Origin of the sequence: Enterobacter sp. MGH 37 (genome assembly GCF_000534515.1) — a bacterium.
In the GTDB taxonomy this organism is placed as follows: domain Bacteria; phylum Pseudomonadota; class Gammaproteobacteria; order Enterobacterales; family Enterobacteriaceae; genus Enterobacter; species Enterobacter kobei.
Map to the genome: position 1 here is coordinate 1,991,137 of NZ_KI973205.1, position 19,246 is coordinate 2,010,382.

General features: G+C 53.2%; 19 protein-coding genes and 1 pseudogene. 11 read left to right on the plus strand and 9 right to left on the minus strand.

What is annotated here, in order from left to right; translation table 11 throughout:
* The first annotated feature begins 124 nt into the window (after window positions 1-124).
* Window positions 125-553: a universal stress protein UspC gene (uspC, locus tag L383_RS14230; protein ID WP_014884355.1), complete on the plus strand. Its 429-nt coding sequence runs from the start codon at window positions 125-127 to the stop codon at window positions 551-553.
* A 16-nt stretch (window positions 554-569) separates the two neighbouring features.
* Here the strand turns inward: uspC and otsA are convergent, their stop codons facing one another.
* From otsA to araF, 5 genes are all read right to left on the minus strand, one after another.
* Entirely contained in the window at window positions 570-1,994 is a 1,425-nt protein-coding gene (otsA, locus tag L383_RS14225; protein ID WP_014884356.1) for an alpha,alpha-trehalose-phosphate synthase, read from the minus strand.
* Window positions 1,969-2,772, minus strand: coding sequence for a trehalose-phosphatase (gene otsB, locus L383_RS14220; RefSeq protein WP_023330744.1), 804 nt, complete (start codon window positions 2,770-2,772; stop codon window positions 1,969-1,971). Before otsB ends, otsA begins: the two co-directional genes overlap by 26 nt.
* Window positions 2,773-2,948: 176 nt before the next feature.
* Window positions 2,949-3,929 carry an arabinose ABC transporter permease AraH gene (gene araH / locus L383_RS14215; protein ID WP_014884358.1) on the minus strand — a complete coding sequence of 327 codons (981 nt, stop codon included), beginning with the start codon at window positions 3,927-3,929 and terminating at the stop codon, window positions 2,949-2,951.
* Between the two features lie 14 nt (window positions 3,930-3,943).
* Window positions 3,944-5,458 (minus strand): L-arabinose ABC transporter ATP-binding protein AraG, encoded by a 1,515-nt coding sequence (gene araG / locus L383_RS14210; RefSeq protein ID WP_014884359.1) that lies wholly within the window; start codon window positions 5,456-5,458, stop codon window positions 3,944-3,946.
* A gap of 71 nt (window positions 5,459-5,529) precedes the next feature.
* Window positions 5,530-6,519: an arabinose ABC transporter substrate-binding protein AraF gene (araF, locus tag L383_RS14205; RefSeq protein WP_008500409.1), complete on the minus strand. Its 990-nt coding sequence runs from the start codon at window positions 6,517-6,519 to the stop codon at window positions 5,530-5,532.
* A gap of 789 nt (window positions 6,520-7,308) precedes the next feature.
* On the opposite strand from araF, the gene L383_RS14200 reads away from it, so the two are divergent.
* Window positions 7,309-7,812 (plus strand): non-heme ferritin-like protein, encoded by a 504-nt coding sequence (locus L383_RS14200; protein ID WP_014884361.1) that lies wholly within the window; start codon window positions 7,309-7,311, stop codon window positions 7,810-7,812.
* 154 nt (window positions 7,813-7,966) lie between these two features.
* Entirely contained in the window at window positions 7,967-9,310 is a 1,344-nt protein-coding gene (locus L383_RS14195; RefSeq protein ID WP_014884362.1) for an anaerobic C4-dicarboxylate transporter, read from the plus strand.
* A 42-nt stretch (window positions 9,311-9,352) separates the two neighbouring features.
* Here the strand turns inward: L383_RS14195 and L383_RS14190 are convergent, their stop codons facing one another.
* Complete coding sequence (locus L383_RS14190) at window positions 9,353-9,604, minus strand: DUF2766 family protein (RefSeq protein ID WP_014884363.1); 252 nt, start codon at window positions 9,602-9,604, stop codon at window positions 9,353-9,355.
* Between the two features lie 109 nt (window positions 9,605-9,713).
* Window positions 9,714-9,797 (minus strand): stress response protein AzuC, encoded by an 84-nt coding sequence (gene azuC, locus L383_RS25910; RefSeq protein WP_014884364.1) that lies wholly within the window; start codon window positions 9,795-9,797, stop codon window positions 9,714-9,716.
* 237 nt (window positions 9,798-10,034) lie between these two features.
* On the opposite strand from azuC, the gene yecR reads away from it, so the two are divergent.
* Both yecR and ftnA read left to right on the plus strand, forming a co-directional pair.
* Window positions 10,035-10,373, plus strand: a complete 339-nt coding sequence (gene yecR / locus L383_RS14185) for a YecR family lipoprotein (protein WP_014884365.1) — start codon at window positions 10,035-10,037, stop codon at window positions 10,371-10,373.
* Window positions 10,374-10,570: 197 nt separating this feature from the next.
* On the plus strand, window positions 10,571-11,068 hold the full coding sequence (gene ftnA, locus L383_RS14180; RefSeq protein ID WP_014884366.1) for a non-heme ferritin: 498 nt from the start codon (window positions 10,571-10,573) through the stop codon (window positions 11,066-11,068).
* A gap of 36 nt (window positions 11,069-11,104) precedes the next feature.
* Here the strand turns inward: ftnA and L383_RS14175 are convergent, their stop codons facing one another.
* Window positions 11,105-11,446 (minus strand): hypothetical protein, encoded by a 342-nt coding sequence (locus tag L383_RS14175; protein WP_023330745.1) that lies wholly within the window; start codon window positions 11,444-11,446, stop codon window positions 11,105-11,107.
* Between the two features lie 231 nt (window positions 11,447-11,677).
* On the opposite strand from L383_RS14175, the gene tyrP reads away from it, so the two are divergent.
* Window positions 11,678-12,889: a tyrosine transporter TyrP gene (gene tyrP, locus L383_RS14170; RefSeq protein WP_032629059.1), complete on the plus strand. Its 1,212-nt coding sequence runs from the start codon at window positions 11,678-11,680 to the stop codon at window positions 12,887-12,889.
* Window positions 12,890-12,921: 32 nt separating this feature from the next.
* Here the strand turns inward: tyrP and L383_RS14165 are convergent, their stop codons facing one another.
* Window positions 12,922-13,590: a YecA/YgfB family protein gene (locus tag L383_RS14165; protein WP_023330747.1), complete on the minus strand. Its 669-nt coding sequence runs from the start codon at window positions 13,588-13,590 to the stop codon at window positions 12,922-12,924.
* A 413-nt stretch (window positions 13,591-14,003) separates the two neighbouring features.
* Between L383_RS14165 and L383_RS0123940 the strand changes: the two are divergent.
* The 5 genes and pseudogenes from L383_RS0123940 (at window position 14,004) to L383_RS14145 (ending at window position 19,009) form a co-directional block, all read left to right on the plus strand.
* Window positions 14,004-15,124: pseudogene (locus L383_RS0123940) on the plus strand (branched-chain amino acid ABC transporter substrate-binding protein).
* 99 nt (window positions 15,125-15,223) lie between these two features.
* Entirely contained in the window at window positions 15,224-16,138 is a 915-nt protein-coding gene (locus L383_RS14160; RefSeq protein ID WP_014884371.1) for an ABC transporter permease subunit, read from the plus strand.
* A gap of 11 nt (window positions 16,139-16,149) precedes the next feature.
* A complete protein-coding gene (livM, locus tag L383_RS14155) occupies window positions 16,150-17,424 on the plus strand; it encodes a high-affinity branched-chain amino acid ABC transporter permease LivM (protein ID WP_023330750.1) in 1,275 nt (424 codons plus the stop codon).
* Window positions 17,421-18,296, plus strand: a complete 876-nt coding sequence (locus L383_RS14150) for an ATP-binding cassette domain-containing protein (RefSeq protein ID WP_014884373.1) — start codon at window positions 17,421-17,423, stop codon at window positions 18,294-18,296. The genes livM and L383_RS14150 overlap by 4 nt, the downstream gene beginning before the upstream one ends.
* A complete protein-coding gene (locus L383_RS14145; RefSeq protein ID WP_023330751.1) occupies window positions 18,293-19,009 on the plus strand; it encodes an ABC transporter ATP-binding protein in 717 nt (238 codons plus the stop codon). Before L383_RS14150 ends, L383_RS14145 begins: the two co-directional genes overlap by 4 nt.
* The last annotated feature ends 237 nt before the right edge of the window (window positions 19,010-19,246 follow it).

A 19,246-nucleotide genomic window follows, 5' to 3' on the forward strand; every position in this document is an offset into this window, starting at 1 on the left:
TAAGAATAATTAATGAATAATTATGATAAGCTTCACACTAATGTCGTAATCCCCTCTTGCAGATCCTGGTCATTCGCGGTAATGGTGATCACACGCTGTCTTTCAGACATCTAAGGAGTGCGACATGAGTTACTCCCATCTGCTTGTATCTGTTGCTGTTTCTCCCGAAAGCCATCTGCTTGTTTCCCGGGCCGTGTCCATCGCCAGGCCCAGCAATGCGCGCATTAGCCTCATCACGCTTGCAGCCGAACCCGAGATGTATAATCAGCTGGCAGCCCCCATGCTGGAAGATATTCGTGAGGTATTGCAGGAAGAAACACAGCAATTTCTGCGAGAGTTGGTAGAAAAGGCACAATATCCTGTTTACGAGACCGTAATTGCGACCGGTGAACTTAATGCTCATATTCTCGACATGTGTCGCAAACAGAATATTGATTTAGTAATTTGCGGGAACCATAACCACAGCTTTTTATCTCGCGCAGCTTGCGCGGCAAAATCGATTGTCGCGTCAAGCCAGGTTGATGTGCTGTTAGTGCCGCTTGGGGGGTCGTAAACCCCCCGGAGGAATATCAGGCGAGTTTAGGGAATGTTGCGATCTTTTTTTGCAGATCGCCTTCATGGCTTTGCGGCGTTATTTCGCGGAGATCCTGAATAAAACGCGCCTGCCAGTGATTAATATCGTTCTTACGGATCGTTTCCATCATCTCAGCATGGCGTGAAATGCGCTCCGTCAGCGGCATGGTCAACGCGCGGTTGAGGGCATTAGCCACGTCATCCCTATCGTAAGGGTTCACGATAAGCGCTGATGTGAGCTCATTCGCCGCCCCGGCAAACTGGGAAAGCACCAGTACCCCCGGGTCCGCCGGGTCCTGAGCCGCCACATACTCTTTTGCCACCAGGTTCATCCCGTCACGTAACGGGGTGACCAGCCCCACGTCTGCATAGCGGAAGACTTTCATCAGGATTTTGCGGTCAAAATGCTGATTCAGGTAAAAGAGCGGCGTCCAGCCAAGCTGACCATAGCGACCATTGATGCGCCCCGCTTCCGTCTCCAGCTGGTGACGAATATCCTGGTAGGCCTGAACTTCACCGCGCGACGTTGGCGCTATCTGTGTATAACGAATTTTACCGTGGTGCTGAGGGTATTTATCCAGCAGCGTTTCATAGGCCAGGAAGCGTTCCGGTAGCCCTTTGGAATAATCCAGACGCTCTACCGAGAAGATATTCTTCACATGCTTGAGTTCATTCTTCAGCTGCGCCAGCTTCGGCGGCAGCGGGCCGGAAGCCTGATCCGCAATCTCGTCGGGTTCAATCCCAATCGGATACACTTCGGTGTGGAAGGTTTTCCCCCACGCCGTATGGGTCTTGCCGCCTTTTGTCATCAGTCGCGTTTTACCTGACACCGAATCCAGGAACGCGAGGCGGTCATTTTCGGTCTGGAAGCCCAATAAATCGTAATCACACAGCCCCTCCAGCAGCGCTTCATGCGGCGGCAGTGCGGTAAAGATCTCCGGCGTCGGGAACGGTATGTGCAGGAAGAAGCCAATCCGGTTGTTTACCCCCCTTTTACGCAGCTCTCGGGCGAAGGGCAGCAGGTGATAATCGTGGATCCATAAAATATCGTCTTCCTCTATAAGAGGCAGCAGTTTATCCGCCAGCAGCGCGTTGACGCGCGAGTACCCTTCGAAGGATTCACGCTGGAATTTGACCAGGTCAAGACGGTAATGAAACGCAGGCCACAGCACGGCGTTGGAGAATTGCGAGTAATACTCGTCATAGTCTTTCTCTTTCAGCGCAAAGGATGCCCATGTGATATTCCCACGCGTCACTTTGTTAAGCGGTTTCTCTTCTTCACTGATTTCACCACTCCAGCCAAACCACAGCCCACCAGCAGCTTTCAAGGCACCTAACACCCCTACCGCCAGGCCACCTGCACTGGATTTTTTATCATCAGGCGGTGCAATTCGGTTAGAGACGACGACTAAGCGACCCATAATGGTTTCCCCCTTTGTTTTGCGCTATTTGTTGTTGTTGCTGGTTAGCGATATCAGATATCCACTGCCAGACGGCGTCGACATTTGCCAGACGCCATTCTGCGACAGTGTTACCAGGCCCCACCTTAATGGCGATCCCTCCGGCCTGATTCACCACGCGAAATCCGGCCTCGTCGGTCAGATCATCGCCTAAAAATACCGGTATACGTCCCTTAAATGGCGGTTCCGCCATAAACGCCGCAATAGCAGCACCTTTATTAATGCCCTCAGGTTTTATCTCAACGACACACTTCCCCGGCTGTAGCGCGAGCTGCGGGTGTGCATCGACCACGCTACGGGCAATCGCAAATATCGCTGCTTCGTGATGCGGTGCCTGCCGATAGTGCAAGGCGAATGCCATGCCTTTCGCTTCCAGTTCCGTACCCGGAAGTGACGCCAGCGCCGAGGAGAGTTCAGTGTGTAACGCCTGAATTAAGGTATCGGGGAGTGATACAACATGCAGTTGATCATGGATATCGCGGCGCTCCGCTCCGTGTACACCGGCTAGCGGAAAGTGGTAAGGACTGGCGAGCACATCCAGCTCGGCCATTGAGCGCCCTGAAATCAATGCCAATGCGCCCTCGTTCAGTCGAGAGAGCTGCTGCAAATTCTCTAACACCGTATCCGGTACGACCACGTCGTCAGGATGCGGCTGGATCCCGGCGAGCGTCCCGTCGAGGTCAAAAAAGAAAGCATATTTTCCGGGCAGTACAGGCGGTGCAGTTAACGAGTCAGCCACCCTTTTCCTCCTTACAGTTGATGAGAGGTAAACGCCTTTACCTCTTTCATAGCCATGTAAGTATAGACAGTGTGATGGGGCTCGCCATTTGACAACCGCCCCGCCAGCAAAACTGGCGAGGCGGTTCAGGGGTCAACTATGGTTATAAGTTGAGCAATAAAAAGTCAGCGTCGGGGTTACACGGTACGCTTTGCTTTTTGCTTGTAACGGTCGAATATCACCGCCGCCAGCAGGATCAGACCACGCACCACGTACTGAGAGAACGGCGAAATATTCAGCAGGTTCATGGCGTTCTCTACCGTCCCTAAAATCAGGATACCGGCCACCACATATGAGATTTTTCCGATGCCGCCCTTGAGGGAAACACCCCCTAAAACGCAGGCAGAAATGACGATCAGCTCATAACCAATCGAGGTCATTGGCTGGCCGCTGGTCATACGCGAGGCCAGAATAATCCCGGCGGCGGCAGAAACCAGTCCCGAGAGGACAAAGATAATAATCTTGGTGCGCACCACCGGCACACCGGCCAGACGTGCGGCTTCTTCATTGCCCCCGATCGCCAGAGTATTGCGGCCAAACGTGGTCCGGTTGAGCAGGAAGCCGAACAGGATCAGGCAGGCCACGGTGAGCCAGATTGGCGCAGGCAGGCCCAGCCAGTTAGCGTAACCCAGCGTAAAGAAGCGCTCGTCTTCAATCCCGACCGCTTTACCGTCGGAGATGATATAGGCCAGACCTCGCACAATTTGCATCGTCGCAAGCGTGGTTATCAGGGCGTTAATCTTCAGACGAGCAATGACAAAACCGTTCACCAGGCCGCTAAGCACGCCGAGTAACAGACCCGCCAGCACGCCAATCCACAGGCTTTCTGTCATGTTGATCACCACGGCGGTGGTCACGCCCGCACAGGCGATAACAGAGGCCACCGACAGGTCGAAATCACCGGAGGCCAGACAGAACAGCATACCGCAGGCCACCATGCCGGACATGGAAATGGCCAGGCCCAATCCTTTCATATTAATGAAAGTGGCAAAGTTAGGGACGAAGATCGCACAGGCGACGAAAAGTGCGGCAAAGACCACCAGCATGCCGTACTGATCCCAGATACGACCAAAACTAAAAGCCGACTTCGGCGCTCCGGATGTAGTAACAGAGGACATCATTAACTCCTTACTCAGGCGACTGCCTGGCTGACTTTAGGCATGGCGAGGTTCAACGCCTGTTGTTCATTCGCCTGTTCATGAAGTAATTCACCGGCGATTTCGCCTTCACGCATCACCACAATGCGGTCGGCAACGCCAAGCACCTCCGGCAGATCGCTGGAGGCGAAAAGTACCGCCACGCCGCGTTTTGCCAGTTCATAGATCACGTTATAAATCTCGTGTTTTGCGCCCACATCGATACCGCGCGTCGGCTCATCCAGCAAAATGACCTTCATGTCTTCCGACAACCAGCGGCCTAAAATGGCCTTCTGCTGGTTCCCCCCTGACAAATTCATAATCAGCTGTTCCGGGCCGGGCGTTTTAATATTCAGCGAGCGAATATGGTGGTCGGCATTGCTCGACTCCCAGCTGTCGTTTATCAGGCAACCCGCGCGAATAAACTTACGGCGGGCGGAAATATTGATGTTGTCACGCACCGAATGCACCGGAATGATCCCTTCCGCTTTGCGGTCTTCCGGACAGAGCATCATTCCTGCCCTGATCGCGTGGGCGGGTTTCTGGATATCAACCTGCTCACCGTCGATGGAGACCCGCCCTGCGGAAATGCGGGTCCCCCCGAACAAGCCTTTCATTAATTCGCTGCGCCCCGCCCCTACCAGGCCAAACAGCCCGACGATCTCGCCGCTGCGGACGGATAATGAAACCGGTGTTCTCACGCCTGGCGCTTTCACGTTTTCCAGCCGCAGGCGTTCAGGGCCATACTCGCGCGGCTTCCAGTGATAGATATCGCCCAGATCGCGCCCGACCATCGCCTGAACAAGCTGGTCATGGTTAACCTGCTGCATATCGCTAAAGGTGCGCACATAGCGCCCATCTTTAAAAACGGTAATGGCATCGCTCAGGGCAAATATCTCTTCCATGCGGTGCGAGACGTACAAAATGGTGCGTCCTTCCTGTCGCAACTCGCGGATCACGCGGAACAGGTTTTCGATTTCACGCTTGGAGAGCGAGCTGGTGGGTTCATCGAAAGCAATAATTTTGGCGTTGCGCGCCAGCGCCTTGGCAATTTCAACCATCTGCCACTGGCCGATGGAGAGATATTTCAGCGGCGTCTGGGGATCGACATCCAGACCAAGATGTTTAAGCTGCAGCCCCGCTTCATAATTAAGTAGCGAACGGTTCACCACGCCGCCTTTGTGCGGAAGCTGGCCTAAATAGATATTTTCCGCCACGGTCATCTCGGGAATAAGGTGCAATTCCTGATAGATAATGGCCACCCCGGCATTAAGCGCCGCCGTGGTATCGGCAAAGGCCATCTCTTCGCCGCGAATAGCCAGCGTGCCGGTTGTTGGCGCGTAGTTGCCGCTGAGGATTTTTAACAGCGTGGATTTCCCCGCTCCGTTTTCCCCCATCAGGGCGTGAACCTGTCCGGCATAGCAGTCAAAGCTGATATCGGTCAGCGCATTAACACCGGGGAACGTTTTCCCGATGCCGCGAAAAGAGAGATAGGGATGAGACTGTTGCATAACGACTCCGTGATTCCTGTAGTCTGTACGTCTGGCCCCTTACGGCGAGTAAGGGGCACAATCACAGCGTATTACTTACCGCCCAGTCCTTTTTTCGCCAGTTCCTCTTTGAAGTTGTCGCGGGTGATCAGCACCACGTCGGTCACTTCGGTAAATTTCGGCGGTTCAGCGCCTTTGGTTACCCAGTTGTAGAGCATTTCGCTGGATTTGTAGCCGTGGACATCCGGGCTTGGCAGCAGAGAACCGTAGAAGCCGGTGGCCTGCGCTTTGGAAAGCTCACTGACGGCGTCAACGCCGTTGATGCCAATTCCGATCACATCGGGCGCTTTAAAGCCCTGGCCTTCTGTCGCACGGACCCCACCCAGCACGGTGTTATCGTTCATACCGACCACCAGCCAGTGCTTCACTTCCGGGTGCTGAACCAGCATGGAGTTCGCGGCGTCAAATGCCCCCGGGATATCGTTGGATTTGGTCGGGACTTTATAGATCTGTTTCTCCGGGAAACCGGCCGCTTTCAGCGCGTCCATTGAGCCCGTCGTACGACGACGTGCTGTGTCCAGCTCATCAGCGGTAATGGCCATGACGGCGGTCTCTTTCACATCCCAGCCGCGTTTCTGCATTTCTTTATAGAGTTCCTGACCCTGACGTTCGCCGATTTTGGTCGCCGCCATCATGACCAGCGGCACGCTGTCCATCGGTTTGCCTTTGGCATTCACGAACTGATCGTCAACGGCAATGACTTTCATGTCGTAACCGCGGGCTTTCGCCGCAATGGCGGACCCCAGTTTCGGATCCGGTGTACAGATAACAAAACCTTTTGCACCGCTGGCCGCCAGGCTGTCGATGGCGTTCAGCGTTTTCTCACCGTCGGGCACGGCGATTTTAATCACTTCAAAACCTAAATCTTTCCCGGCTTTATCTGCGAATTTCCACTCGGTCTGGAACCAGGGTTCTTCGGGCTGTTTTACCAGAAAACCGAGTTTTAAATTCTCAGCGATAGCGGATTGTGACATAACGGCAGCCAGACCGATGGCCGCCAGCGCTTTAGTAAATTTGTGCATGGTAAACTCCAGCTTTAGCATTCTTTTCTGTAGGGAATATTTGCGTGCTTCTTATTTAATCGGACTTAAAACAAGGCATTAGCGCTTACCTCGTCATAAGCGTTATTGCTGGTGATAGTTTTAGCGGGAAATTAATCATCCATAAGAGAGCCCCATCACACCGCAGAATTACAGTAATTGCGTACATAAATTCAGCGAAAAATGACATAAAAAAGGCAGGATTTGTCAGACAAATAAAAGAGGGGTGAGCAGAATTATTCATAAGATTAGCTAAGAAGTCCCTGATGCCATTAGACCGGTCACGCCGGGGCTAAGGGTTGAAAGGAACACCCTGCTTTCCATCAAAAAAACACACTCGCGCTGAAAATATATTTCCCGGCAAAAATTGATTTAGCGCAATTTTAATGAAACATCATATATGCGAAATGAATTATCTGTATTTCTTGCTTTCCCAGATAATTATTCCGGCGCAATACCCCCGAAACACAAACCGCAGCACTAAAAACAGACTATCTCTTTATTATCAGTAAGATAGTGAGATTTCATTTCATGGGAATCTATTTGCATATTTGTACTATATTAAATTTTGTAATGTATGGTAAAAACAGCGGGATTAAGACTTTTCTTAAATTAAAGACAACGGTATGCTTATTTATATCGAACACAGGAAGTGAATTTCGGTCAACTTTGGCACTGCAGAATCTCTTTTTCTGCTCTATTTCTTCGTATTTGCCTGGCGCTCAGGTTAAGCAACGGACATCACGTCCCACAGTCTATAAGGATATGAGTATGGCTACCCAAACGATGATGCAAAAACTTAACGCGCAGATGAACCTTGAGTTTTACGCCTCAAATCTGCACCTTTACCTCAGTGCGTGGTGTTCCGAGAAAAGCCTTACGGGCTCTGCCACGTTCTTTCGTTCACAGGCCCAAAGCAACGTCACCCACATGATGCGCGTCTTTAATTTCCTGAAAGCGGCGGGGGCAAACCCGGTTGTTAAAGCCCTGGAGGGGATCAACGATAATTACTCTTCTCTGGAAGAATTGTTTGAAAAGACGCTTGAAGAGTATGAACAGCGTTGCACGACGCTCAACAAGCTGGCCGATGAAGCCAGAGCGCAGCATGACATGACCACGCTGAAATTCCTGCGCGATATGGATAAAGAGCAGCAGCAGGACGGAATGCTGCTGAAAACCCTTGCGGACGAGATCCATAATGCGCAACAGGCAGGTTTGTGCCCGGAACAAACCGATCGCCACCTGCTCGACATTGTCACAGTGCAGCATCACTGACGCTTTTGACCTGCTCCCGTTCGGAGCAGGTTACCTTCCCTGCGCCAACCTTCTGCTTTTGCTGAGATTTAACAAATCAGATCTCGCTCCCAATGATTAACCACACAACATGTAATGATTTATTTAATTACATAATCATTGACGAGGGAGCAGCATGATCACCATTGAGTTTATTGTCATTCTCCTCTGCCTGCTGACGGGTACACGTTTCGGCGGCATGGGGCTTGGGTTAATCAGCGGGATTGGCCTTTTTATTTTGTGTTTTGTCTTTGGTCTCCAGCCCGGCAAGCCGCCGGTTGACGTGATGTTGACCATTCTCGCCGTGATTGGTTGTGCAGCCACCCTGCAAACTGCCGGTGGGCTCAATGTCATGATGCAATTTGCCGAACGCCTCCTGCGCAAACATCCGCAGCACATCACGCTTCTCGCCCCGTTTACCACCTGGATGCTGACCTTTCTCTGCGGTACCGGCCATGTGGTCTACACCATGTTCCCCATCATTGCGGATATCGCCCTGAAAAAAGGGATCCGACCCGAGCGCCCAATGGCCGTGGCATCGGTAGCATCGCAGATGGCAATCACGGCATCACCGGTTTCCGTCGCCGTCGTGTCGCTGGTCTCCATCCTGGCCGCCCAGCATGGGATCGGTCACGCATGGGGGATCCTGGAAATACTCGCCGTGTCGGTTCCCGCTTCACTTTTTGGTGTCGCCATTGCTGCCCTGTGGAGTTTACGCCGCGGGAAAGATTTGTCTGACGACAGGGAGTTTCAGGAAAAACTAAAAGATCCAAAGCAGCGTGAGTTTATCTATGGCGGTACGGAGACGTTAATGAATCAACGTTTTCCGAAGCAGGCTTACTGGTCGACCTGGATTTTCTTTGCCGGTATTGCCGTGGTTGTCCTGCTCGGGGCCTTCCCCGAACTGCGCCCCGCCTTCGAGTTGAAAGGCAAAATGACGGCGCTGTCGATGAACCTGGTCATTCAGATGATGATGCTCATTGCCGGTGCCGTGATGCTGATGGCCTGCAAGGTCAATGCCTCAGCCATTTCTAACGGCGCGGTATTTAAGGCCGGTATGGTGGCGATTTTCTCGGTGTTCGGGGTGGCGTGGATGAGCGATACCTTTTTCCAGGCGCATCTCGACGAGTTAAAACTGGCGCTGGAAGGCGTGGTGAAAAGCCATCCGTGGACGTATGCCATCGTGCTTTTCCTGGTGTCGAAGCTGGTGAACAGCCAGGCGGCTGCCCTGACGGCCGTGGCGCCAATGGGGCTGATGCTGGGGATCGATCCAAAAATGCTGATCGCCTTTTTCCCGGCGTCATACGGCTATTTTGTTCTGCCGACCTATCCCAGTGATTTAGCCTGTATCGGCTTCGATCGCTCAGGAACCACCCGCATCGGCAAATTCATCATTAACCACAGCTTCATTCTGCCCGGGTTAATCGGTGTGAGCTGCGCGTGTGCGGCGAGCTACCTGCTGGTACAGACTTTCTTTTAAAGGCATCAACGGGCGACTTACGCGGTCGCCCGTTTGCAGATATTAATGCGACTCGCCCTGCGGGGTGAAGCGCAGCTCAATCAGCGCGATGGCTTTCTGGATCGCACGAAGCGTCACCGGGTCAGCGGCGGCAGGATGGCTGGTGAAATCAATGTTTCTCAGCTGCGTGGACATCTTCTCGCGGACTTCAACCGGGGCAATAACATCCAGAACATCAAGGATTTGCTTAATAACCAGCTGACAGGCAACAACGTCAGAGACCAGTTCCTGATCGGCGCTCAGGTTTTGTGACATGGGGCTTCTCCTTATTTAAAGGCCGCCATAGTATCAAAACGCAGCCCCTGACATCTCCCCTTCGTCACCAGCAGGGACAAAAAAACCCGCCGAAGCAGGTTTTTTTTTATCAGAACATGGCGCCCGGCGGCACGTCTTTAAAGGTGCGGCAGTAATTGGCCCACATACTTTTGAGGATTTTGCGCAGTTTCATTGTGATGCTCCATTAACTTGTCATACAGCTTTATCGTCAATGCGCCTATAATATGACCACCATCACAAAAATCAATGTTTTTGTGACATGCATCACAATTCAATTTACTGCAACACCTGTTAGCCAGCAAAACCGCGAACAAAATCAAAGAGAGAAGGCAGATCGTCCGGCTATTCCTGGCATTGGGCTACGTCTCTGCGGGTACGATAACGTATCTCCATCCACTCAGAGCGAACCATGAAAAGAGTCATCGTAGCCGGTACGATCCTGCTGCTCGCGGGATGCAGCGTTAACCGTCAGGCGGAAATCAGTAGCCTCGACGCACCAAACGGCATTGTCCGCCTCGATTACGGTCAGGCCGTGCTGCAAAATGCCTGGTCTGACGAATATGTAAATAACGGCACCGCAGTGAAAGCCTGTCAGGGTATGGGGTATGCCACCGCGTCTGCCTACGGGCAACCCGTCAAAACCTGTACGCTGATAAGCGGCTCTTTGTGTCTTAACGAAAGCGTGACCATTCAGTATAAATGCATGGGTTATGCCGTTAACCCTAAGTCAAATAATCCCTGGTATTAATCCAAGCTGCCAGCGTTTGCTGGCACTTTATTTAACTAAGAACAAAAACAATTCGCATTAATATAAAACCGACAATGCGTTTTATTCCCATTCGTATTTTGAAGTAATGAATATTTATTTTACGTTTTGCAAATAATTAAATAACAAATTATAGTGTCGCTCATTGTGAACCAGTAATAATAACCCGGAGCGTCACCATGCTGAAAACTGAAATGATCGACAAGCTCAATGCGCAAATGAACCTTGAGCTCTTTTCATCCCTTCTCTACCAGCAGATGAGCGCCTGGTGCAGCTACCACAGCTTTGAAGGTGCGGCCGCGTTTCTGCGTCGCCATGCGCAGGAAGAGATGACCCACATGCAGCGCCTGTTTGATTATCTGACCGACACCGGCAGCCTGCCGCGCATTGAGACCGTGGCCTCGCCTTTTGCCGAGTATAATTCTCTCGATGAACTGTTCCGCGCCACCTACGAGCACGAACAGCTGATCACGCAGAAAATTAACGAACTGGTTCATGCGGCAATGACCAGCCAGGATTATCCAACCTTTAATTTCCTGCAATGGTATGTGGCAGAACAGCATGAAGAAGAGAAGCTGTTTAAATCCGTGCTGGATAAATTATCCCTGGTGGGTAAATCAGGTGAAGGTCTTTACTTTATTGATAAAGAACTTTCCACTCTCGATACACAGAATTAATTTCAACTCGGTGCGGGTTTCCTGCACCGCGTTAATTTACATACATCCTGCGCAGCTGGTACAGCGCCAGTCATGGGGATTGACGGCCTGATAAAAATAGCGGTAGCTGGCCGTCTCAAGCGGAATACCCACCTCGAAAAACAGGTCTGTCAGCCAGTCAACGTTTTCGATAATCCACTCATCTTCCTGTAAGCCTTGTGCAAAGGTTTCATCTTCAGGATCAATAACCGAATAGATTGCCCAGGTGCCCATATCCTTTTCGCGGCGGGACTCAGGCAGCGTCAGAGGCTGGTTCTGCCAGCTCATTATCCAGTGTCCATGGCACAACAGATTGCCTCCCCGGCTCCATGCCGCTTTAAATGGATTCTCCCCCGCCATAAAAAACCCTCACATTATTTTATTATTTGCACGAGTTGTTTACGTTACGCCTGAAATTTGCGCCGTGACATTGCTCTTATGAAGTAGGCATCGCCCCATTAAGGATCACAGCATGCCTAATCTGTAAATATTTTATTACACACCTTGTAACGGTGATTTGACGAATTACGGCTTTTCCCTTACTCTGCGCCGCAGAAATTGTCGCGATTCACCATCGTTGTAGAGGAAAGCGTGAGAAACAGAACCCTGGGAAGTATTTTTATCGTCGCCGGAACGACGATTGGCGCAGGAATGCTGGCAATGCCCCTGGCTGCTGCAGGTGTGGGATTCGGGATGACGCTGCTGCTTCTTGGCACACTCTGGGCGCTGATGTGTTACACCGCACTGCTATTGCTTGAGGTTTACCAGCACGTGCCCGCCGACACCGGTCTGGGTTCACTGGCGGCGCGCTACCTGGGACGCTACGGTCAGTGGATAGCGGGCTTTAGCATGATGTTCCTGATGTACGCCCTGACTGCCGCGTATATTAGCGGGGCCGGGGAGCTCATCGCCTCCAGCGTCAATGACTGGTTTGGCTCTGACATTACCCCGGCGACGGGGGCAATCTTCTTTGCGCTCATCGGCGGCGGCGTGGTCTGCGTGGGGACCTCGCTGGTCGATCTGTTCAATCGTTTTCTCTTCAGCGCCAAAATTCTGTTTCTGATTGTCATGCTGGTCCTGCTGGCACCGCACGTGCACAAGGTTAATCTGCTGACGCTGCCGCTGGAAAAAGGGCTCGCGCTTTCCGCTATCCCGGTGATTTTCACCTCGTTTGGCTTCCACGGCAGCGTACCGAGTATTGTCAGCTATATGAACGGTGATATTCGCAAGCTGCGCCGCGTGTTTGTTATCGGCAGCGCGATCCCGCTCATCGCCTATATTTTCTGGCAACTGGTGACGCTGGGCAGCATTGACTCTTCAACCTTTATTGGACTCATGGCGCAGCACGCTGGCCTGAACGGTTTTCTGCTGGCACTGCGCGAGGTCGTCACGTCTCCTCACGTGGAGCTGGCGGTCCACCTGTTTGCCGACCTGGCGCTGGCGACCTCGTTCCTGGGCGTGGCGCTCGGCCTGTTTGATTACCTGGCCGACCTGTTCCAGCGTCGCAATACGGTTAGCGGGCGGTTACAGACGGGGGGAATTACTTTCCTGCCGCCGCTCGCGTTTGCGCTGTTTTACCCACGCGGGTTTGTGATGGCGCTGGGTTACGCCGGGGTGGCGCTGTCGATCCTGGCGCTGTTACTCCCTTCCCTGCTGGCATGGAAGAGCCGCCAGCAGCATCCTCAGCAGGGGTACCGCGTGGCGGGAGGAAAACCGCTGCTAGGCATTGTGTTTAGCTGTGGGGTGGTGATTATTCTGGTGCAGGTATTGATTGCCGCCGGCATGTTGCCGGAAGTGGGTTAAGAAAAAAGGGGCTATCTTTAGCCCCTTTTTTATCAATGCAAACAGCAGCTCTTAAACTTCTTCCCGCTGCCGCAAGGACACGGATCGTTACGCCCGACCTTCGTGCCGTTCACAATCGGCTTCTTTGCTTCCGGCTGCTGCGGGTTATCTACCCAGTATTGATATAAACGCAGTGCCGCTGGCTGGATGCGCTCAATGCTGGCGATATAGTCTGCTTCGCTCAGTTCATCCAGCTTCTCGCTGTTCTCTTCCGTACCGTGCAGGGCAATCACTTCGAGATCGGCCTTCAGAGACTCCGGCAAGGCTGACCAGTCCGTCAACGCCACGCCGCGCATATAGCCATAGCACCACTCTTCCACCACGGTGTAGCTCTCACCGTCGACGTCGTTATATCCAAACATCGGCTCAAACTGGTCCGGGTATTCGCTCAGCCGCTCAGCAATGTCGTTCATATGCTTAAAGCAGAGATCGATAAAACGGTTCATTTCACGATCGTTTTTCCAGCGCGGAATGTATTTCTCCCCGCCCCACACGGCCACCAGCCAGGTATCTGGCTCAACGACAACAGGGCCGGAAAGCACTGCGGTAAGCATGCCGTCCAGTTCGGATACGTCAATCACAGACGCATCGTCATGGCCGTAAGACATGAGAGTCTCTTCCAGCCATGCCATTTCGCTTTCATTTAATGGACCTTCCGTCATCGCGGACACTCCTGATAAAAAGGAAAAGATCCTAACACAGTTCTCACGCCGTTCCCGGCTGAAGTTTAGGTCTTTATTGCTGCAAAAGTGTGCAAATCGTGACCCTTGCACAACTTATGGGCTTTAATGTTAACGATATGTGATCTTCGCTGTAATTTCTTCTCCTGCCGCAGGGCGGCAGAACGCGGCGCTCTATACTCAAAGATGTCATAACCCCGTCAAGGGGTTAACCATTCTGGCAACGTTTTTGCTTGCTGTTCTTCGCGCGACGCTGCGCATGGAAACCTCGCCGTATCATGCAGGATGCCGTTCGTTTAGTGCATTTTGTTCTTGCCCGTGTTTTGGATTGGCTGCGCCCTGGGCGTTCAGGTTTACGCCGTGGTGCAAAAACCTCTTTGCTAAGGAACATAATAATGTCGCTGAAATTAATCAGAACTCCCCTGTCTCTTGTGTTAGCTGGTTGTCTGGTGACGGCGTTTTCCGCCCGGGCAGATATCGTGATTGGTGTCGCCGGGCCGTTTACGGGACCCAATGCCACCTATGGCGATCAGTACTGGCACGGCGCAACGCAGCCGCTGAAGATATTAACGCTGCCGGCGGGATTAACGGTGAGAAAATCAAGCTGGTTCAGGGTGACGATGCGTGCGAGCCTAAACAGGCCGTGGCAGTCGCCAACCGCTTAGTCGACCAGGATAAAGTCAACGCCGTTGTCGGCCATTTCTGCTCCTCATCGACCATGCCCGCCTCTGAGGTGTATAGCGATGCGGGGATCATTTCCATTACCCCCGGCTCGACGAACCCGCTGATCACCGAACGCGGTATGAGCGATATGTTCCGCATGTGCGGCCGCGATGACCAGCAGGGCCAGGTTGCCAGCGACTTCATCATTGATAAGCTGAAAGCCAAACGCGTGGCGATCATTCACGATAAAGACACCTATGGGCAGGGGCTGGCAGACGCAACCAAAGCGGCACTGGCGAAACGCGGGGTCAAGGATGTGATGTACGAGGGGTTATCGCGCGGTGAAAAAGACTTTAACGCGCTGGTGACGAAGATTGGCGCGCAAAAACCGGACGTGGTGTTCTTCGGTGGCTGTCACCCGGAAGCCGGTCCGCTCGTTCGCCAGATGCGTGAACAGGGCGTACAGGCGAAATTCTTCTCCGGCGACTGCATTGTTAATGAAGAGATGGTGACGGCGGCGGGCGGTCCACAGTATACCAACGGCATTTATATGACTTTCGGTAAAGATCCTCGCCTGATCCCGGACGGTAAAGCAGTGATTGAGAAATTCCGCGCCGCTAAATTCGAACCGGAAGGTTACACCCTCTACTCCTATGCTTCCGTGCAGGCCATTGCTGCTGCGTTTAAAGCCACGGGCGGCAAGGACTCCGCCAAAGCCAGCGAGTGGCTGAAAGCGAATACGGTCGACACGGTGATGGGTAAAAAAGCCTGGGACAGCAAGGGCGATCTGAAAGTCTCCGACTACGTGGTTTACCAGTGGGACGACCAAGGAAAATATAAGGAAGTGCAGTAACGGGACGGAATCACGCTCAACGTCGGCGGGCCTGCCTGCCGGCGCGTAATAAACATCAGGCTGCGCACCACGTGCTGCCTATAAAACGAGCGCGCTAAGATGAGTACATTCTTTCTGCAGCAGTTAATCAATGGCTTAACGCTGGGCTCCGTCTACGGCCTCATCGCCATCGGCTACACCATGGTGTATGGCATTATCGGGATGATCAATTTCGCCCACGGCGAAGTGTATATGATTTCCGCTTACCTCTGCGCCATTGGCCTGGCGCTACTCTCTTTCTTCGGCCTGCAGTCATTCCCCCTGCTGATACTGGGAACGCTGGTATTCACCATTGTCGTTACGGGGGTGTACGGCTGGACCATCGAGCGTATTGCTTATAAGCCGTTGCGGAACTCTACGCGCCTGGCGCCTCTTATCTCTGCCATCGGGATGTCGCTTATCCTGCAAAACTACGCGCAGCTGAGCCAAGGGCCGCGCCAGCAAGGGGTGCCAACCATGCTCGACGGCGTACTTCGTCTGCATCTGGGCGAAGGTTTTGTGCAAATAACTTATACCAAAGTATTTATCCTGGTCGCCTCGTTTGCCGGCATGCTGGTGCTGACCTGGATAATCAACCATACCCGGCTGGGGCGGATGTGCCGCGCGGTACAGCAGGACCGTAAAATGGCCTCCATTCTGGGGATCAATACCGACCGGATTATCTCCCTGGTCTTTGTCATTGGTGCGGCCATGGCGGGCCTGGCAGGTGTGCTCATCACCATGAATTACGGCACCTTTGATTTCTACGTCGGGTTTGTGATTGGCATTAAGGCGTTTACCGCAGCGGTGCTCGGCGGGATTGGCTCCCTGCCGGGCGCGATGCTCGGTGGGTTGATTCTGGGCGTCGCCGAGGCGCAATTTTCCGGCATGGTGAACTCCGATTATAAAGATGTGTTCTCGTTTGGCTTACTGGTCTTGATCCTGATTTTTCGCCCTCAGGGTCTGCTTGGCCGCCCGATTGTCGCCAAAGTGTGAAGGAGAATACGATGACCTCTCACGGCTTTTCGCTTAAGCGCTGTATTCTGGACGCCATTTTTTCTGGCCTGATTGCGTTAATCATTTTTGGCCCGATTGCCGGCGTGGTGCTGGACGGATACAGCTTTAACTTCGCCGGACAGCGACTCGCATGGATAGTCGGCATCGTTATGCTGGGTCGTTTTCTGCTGAGCGCTTTTTTAGGTACCGCCCCAGGCGCACGTTTCCAGGCACGTTTTGAAGCCGACAGCGCAGGTGTTTATGTCCGGCCACCGGAATACAAAAGCCGCATGCGCTGGATTATTCCCCTGGTGATTGCCGTTGCCATTTGCTTCCCGTTTGTCGCCACTAAATATGTGCTGACCGTCGCCATTCTCGGGCTGATCTACGTGCTTCTTGGGCTGGGGCTGAACATCGTCGTGGGTCTGGCGGGTTTGCTGGATCTGGGGTATGTCGCTTTCTATGCGATTGGTGCGTACGGCCTGGCGCTGGGGTATCAGTATCTCGGCTTAGGCTTCTGGAGCATGCTGCCGCTGGCGGCCATTATGGCCGCTGCCGCGGGCGCCCTGCTCGGTTTTCCGGTACTGCGCATGCACGGTGACTATCTGGCCATTGTCACCCTCGGGTTCGGGGAGATCATTCGCCTGATCCTGAACAACTGGCTGACGTTCACCGGCGGGCCTAATGGCGTGTCGGCCCCTCCTCCTACCTTTTTCGGCCTTGAGTTTGGACGACGCGCAAAAGAAGGCGGCGTGCCTTTTCACGAGTTTTTCCACCTCACCTATAACCCGAACATGAAGTTTATCTTTATCTATACGGTGCTGTTTCTGGTGGTAATGCTGGTGCTCTATATCAAGCACCGCCTGACGCGGATGCCGATCGGCCGGGCGTGGGAAGCCCTGCGGGAAGACGAAATTGCCTGTCGCTCCATGGGGCTCAATCATGTGCTGGTCAAGCTTTCGGCCTTTACGCTGGGCGCATCGACTGCGGGCATCGCCGGGGTATTCTTCGCCACCTATCAGGGGTTCGTGAACCCGACATCGTTTACCTTCTTTGAATCCGCGCTGATCCTCGCCATTGTGGTACTGGGCGGCATGGGGTCTACGCTTGGCGTGGTGCTGGCCGCCTTTGTGCTGACGGTCACGCCGGAACTGCTGCGCAGTTTTGCCGAGTACCGGGTCCTGCTGTTTGGCATGCTGATGGTGGTGATGATGATCTGGCGTCCACGCGGTTTGATCCGCATTAACCGCAGCGGATTTCCCGTGCGTAAGGGCGTCGCGCCATGAACGAAACGATATTGCGCGTTGAACATCTGATGATGCACTTCGGCGGGATTAAGGCGCTAAACGACGTCAACCTGGACGTGCAGCGCGGTTCCATTACTGCCCTGATTGGGCCAAACGGGGCGGGAAAAACCACCGTATTTAACTGCCTGACAGGCTTCTACAGAGCCTCCGGCGGCAATATTTTATTTACCAGCCGCAATAAGACGACCAACGTCATTCAGGTACTCGGGCAAAAATTTCAGCCGGGTGACTGGATTAACCCCGCGCAGTTCGGGCAGCGTCTGTTCTATAAAATGTTTGGCGGAACTCACCTGGTCAACCGCGCCGGGCTGGCGCGCACCTTCCAGAATATCCGTCTGTTTCGCGAGATGTCGGTCGTGGAAAATCTGCTGGTCGCACAGCATATGCGCGTTAACCGTAATCTGCTCGCCGGGATCGTTAATTCCCCGGCCTACCGTCGGGCGGAAAGCGACGCCCTCGACAGAGCTTTCTACTGGCTGGAAGTGGTCGATCTGGTGGACTGTGCCAATCGCCTGGCGGGGGAGATGTCGTACGGTCAGCAGCGGCGCCTCGAGATCGCCCGGGCAATGTGTACCGGACCGGAGATGATCTGTCTCGACGAACCTGCCGCCGGGCTAAACCCGGTTGAAACGCATAAGCTGAGCAGCATTATTCGTTTTCTGCGGGATCATCATGACATCACGGTATTACTGATTGAGCATGACATGGGGATGGTGATGGAGATTTCGGACGATATTATCGTGCTCGACCACGGTGACGTGATTGCCAGGGGGAAACCCGCGCAGATCCAGCATGATGAAAAGGTCATTGCCGCCTATCTGGGCACGGATGAAAGCGAGGTCACCCTATGAGCGAACCGCTGCTGGCCTTCCGCGAGGTGGATGTGTTTTACGGCGTGATTCAGGCGCTGAAACAGGTCTCACTTGAGGTGAATACAGGAGAAACCGTGGCGCTGATTGGCGCAAACGGCGCGGGTAAATCGACATTACTGATGTCCATCTTTGGCCAGCCGCGTATCCGCAACGGACAGATCCTTTATCGCGGCGAAGACATCAGCCATAAATCCACCCACTACGTCGCCTCCGGCGGCATTGCGCAGGCCCCTGAAGGCAGACGTATCTTCCCGGATATGACCGTCGAAGAGAACCTGCTGATGGGGACCATCCCGATTGGCAACCAGTTTGCAGCCGAAGATATGCAAACGATGTTCGATCTGTTCCCTCGCCTGAAAGAACGCCGTAAACAGCGCGCGATGACCCTGTCCGGCGGAGAACAGCAAATGCTGGCTATTGCCCGGGCGCTGATGAGCCGTCCGACGCTGCTGTTGCTGGATGAGCCCAGCCTGGGCTTAGCCCCGATTGTGGTGAAACAGATTTTCCAGACGCTGCGCGAGCTGGCCCGCAACGGGATGACGATCTTCCTGGTGGAGCAGAATGCGCACCACGCGCTGAAGCTTTCCGATCGCGGGTATGTGATGGTTAACGGGCAGATCCGCCTGAGCGGCAGCAGCGAGGATCTGCTGGGCAATCAGGAGGTGAGGAAGGCGTATTTGGGTGGGGTGTGACGACACGATGTTCATGCACCATTGAACCAGCTTTATACTGTAACATCGGCAATTCAGCGGCATTTCATGACGTATATCGCTGCACTTATCCTCCTTTAAGCCACAACAATGCTTTCACTGAAACAGGATAAAATAATTTACTCGCGTAAATTCTTTTTATAGGCAATAAGCGTCCTTATGCGATAAAGTAATAAGGTGAAATTCTCACATTATTTTCGCAGCAAAACTATTAGCTAA

Excerpts from the sequence above, each read along its gene's own strand:
- uspC (WP_014884355.1), top strand. The coding sequence starts at position 125 with ATGAGTTACTCCCATCTGCTTGTATCTGTTGCTGTTTCTCCCGAAAGC.
- otsA (WP_014884356.1), bottom strand. The coding sequence starts at position 1,994 with ATGGGTCGCTTAGTCGTCGTCTCTAACCGAATTGCACCGCCTGATGAT.
- araH (WP_014884358.1), bottom strand. The coding sequence starts at position 3,929 with ATGTCCTCTGTTACTACATCCGGAGCGCCGAAGTCGGCTTTTAGTTTT.
- araG (WP_014884359.1), bottom strand. The coding sequence starts at position 5,458 with ATGCAACAGTCTCATCCCTATCTCTCTTTTCGCGGCATCGGGAAAACG.
- araF (WP_008500409.1), bottom strand. The coding sequence starts at position 6,519 with ATGCACAAATTTACTAAAGCGCTGGCGGCCATCGGTCTGGCTGCCGTT.
- L383_RS14200 (WP_014884361.1), top strand. The coding sequence starts at position 7,309 with ATGGCTACCCAAACGATGATGCAAAAACTTAACGCGCAGATGAACCTT.
- L383_RS14195 (WP_014884362.1), top strand. The coding sequence starts at position 7,967 with ATGATCACCATTGAGTTTATTGTCATTCTCCTCTGCCTGCTGACGGGT.
- L383_RS14190 (WP_014884363.1), bottom strand. The coding sequence starts at position 9,604 with ATGTCACAAAACCTGAGCGCCGATCAGGAACTGGTCTCTGACGTTGTT.
- azuC (WP_014884364.1), bottom strand. The coding sequence starts at position 9,797 with ATGAAACTGCGCAAAATCCTCAAAAGTATGTGGGCCAATTACTGCCGC.
- yecR (WP_014884365.1), top strand. The coding sequence starts at position 10,035 with ATGAAAAGAGTCATCGTAGCCGGTACGATCCTGCTGCTCGCGGGATGC.
- ftnA (WP_014884366.1), top strand. The coding sequence starts at position 10,571 with ATGCTGAAAACTGAAATGATCGACAAGCTCAATGCGCAAATGAACCTT.
- L383_RS14175 (WP_023330745.1), bottom strand. The coding sequence starts at position 11,446 with ATGGCGGGGGAGAATCCATTTAAAGCGGCATGGAGCCGGGGAGGCAAT.
- L383_RS14165 (WP_023330747.1), bottom strand. The coding sequence starts at position 13,590 with ATGACGGAAGGTCCATTAAATGAAAGCGAAATGGCATGGCTGGAAGAG.
- L383_RS14160 (WP_014884371.1), top strand. The coding sequence starts at position 15,224 with ATGAGTACATTCTTTCTGCAGCAGTTAATCAATGGCTTAACGCTGGGC.
- livM (WP_023330750.1), top strand. The coding sequence starts at position 16,150 with ATGACCTCTCACGGCTTTTCGCTTAAGCGCTGTATTCTGGACGCCATT.
- L383_RS14150 (WP_014884373.1), top strand. The coding sequence starts at position 17,421 with ATGAACGAAACGATATTGCGCGTTGAACATCTGATGATGCACTTCGGC.
- L383_RS14145 (WP_023330751.1), top strand. The coding sequence starts at position 18,293 with ATGAGCGAACCGCTGCTGGCCTTCCGCGAGGTGGATGTGTTTTACGGC.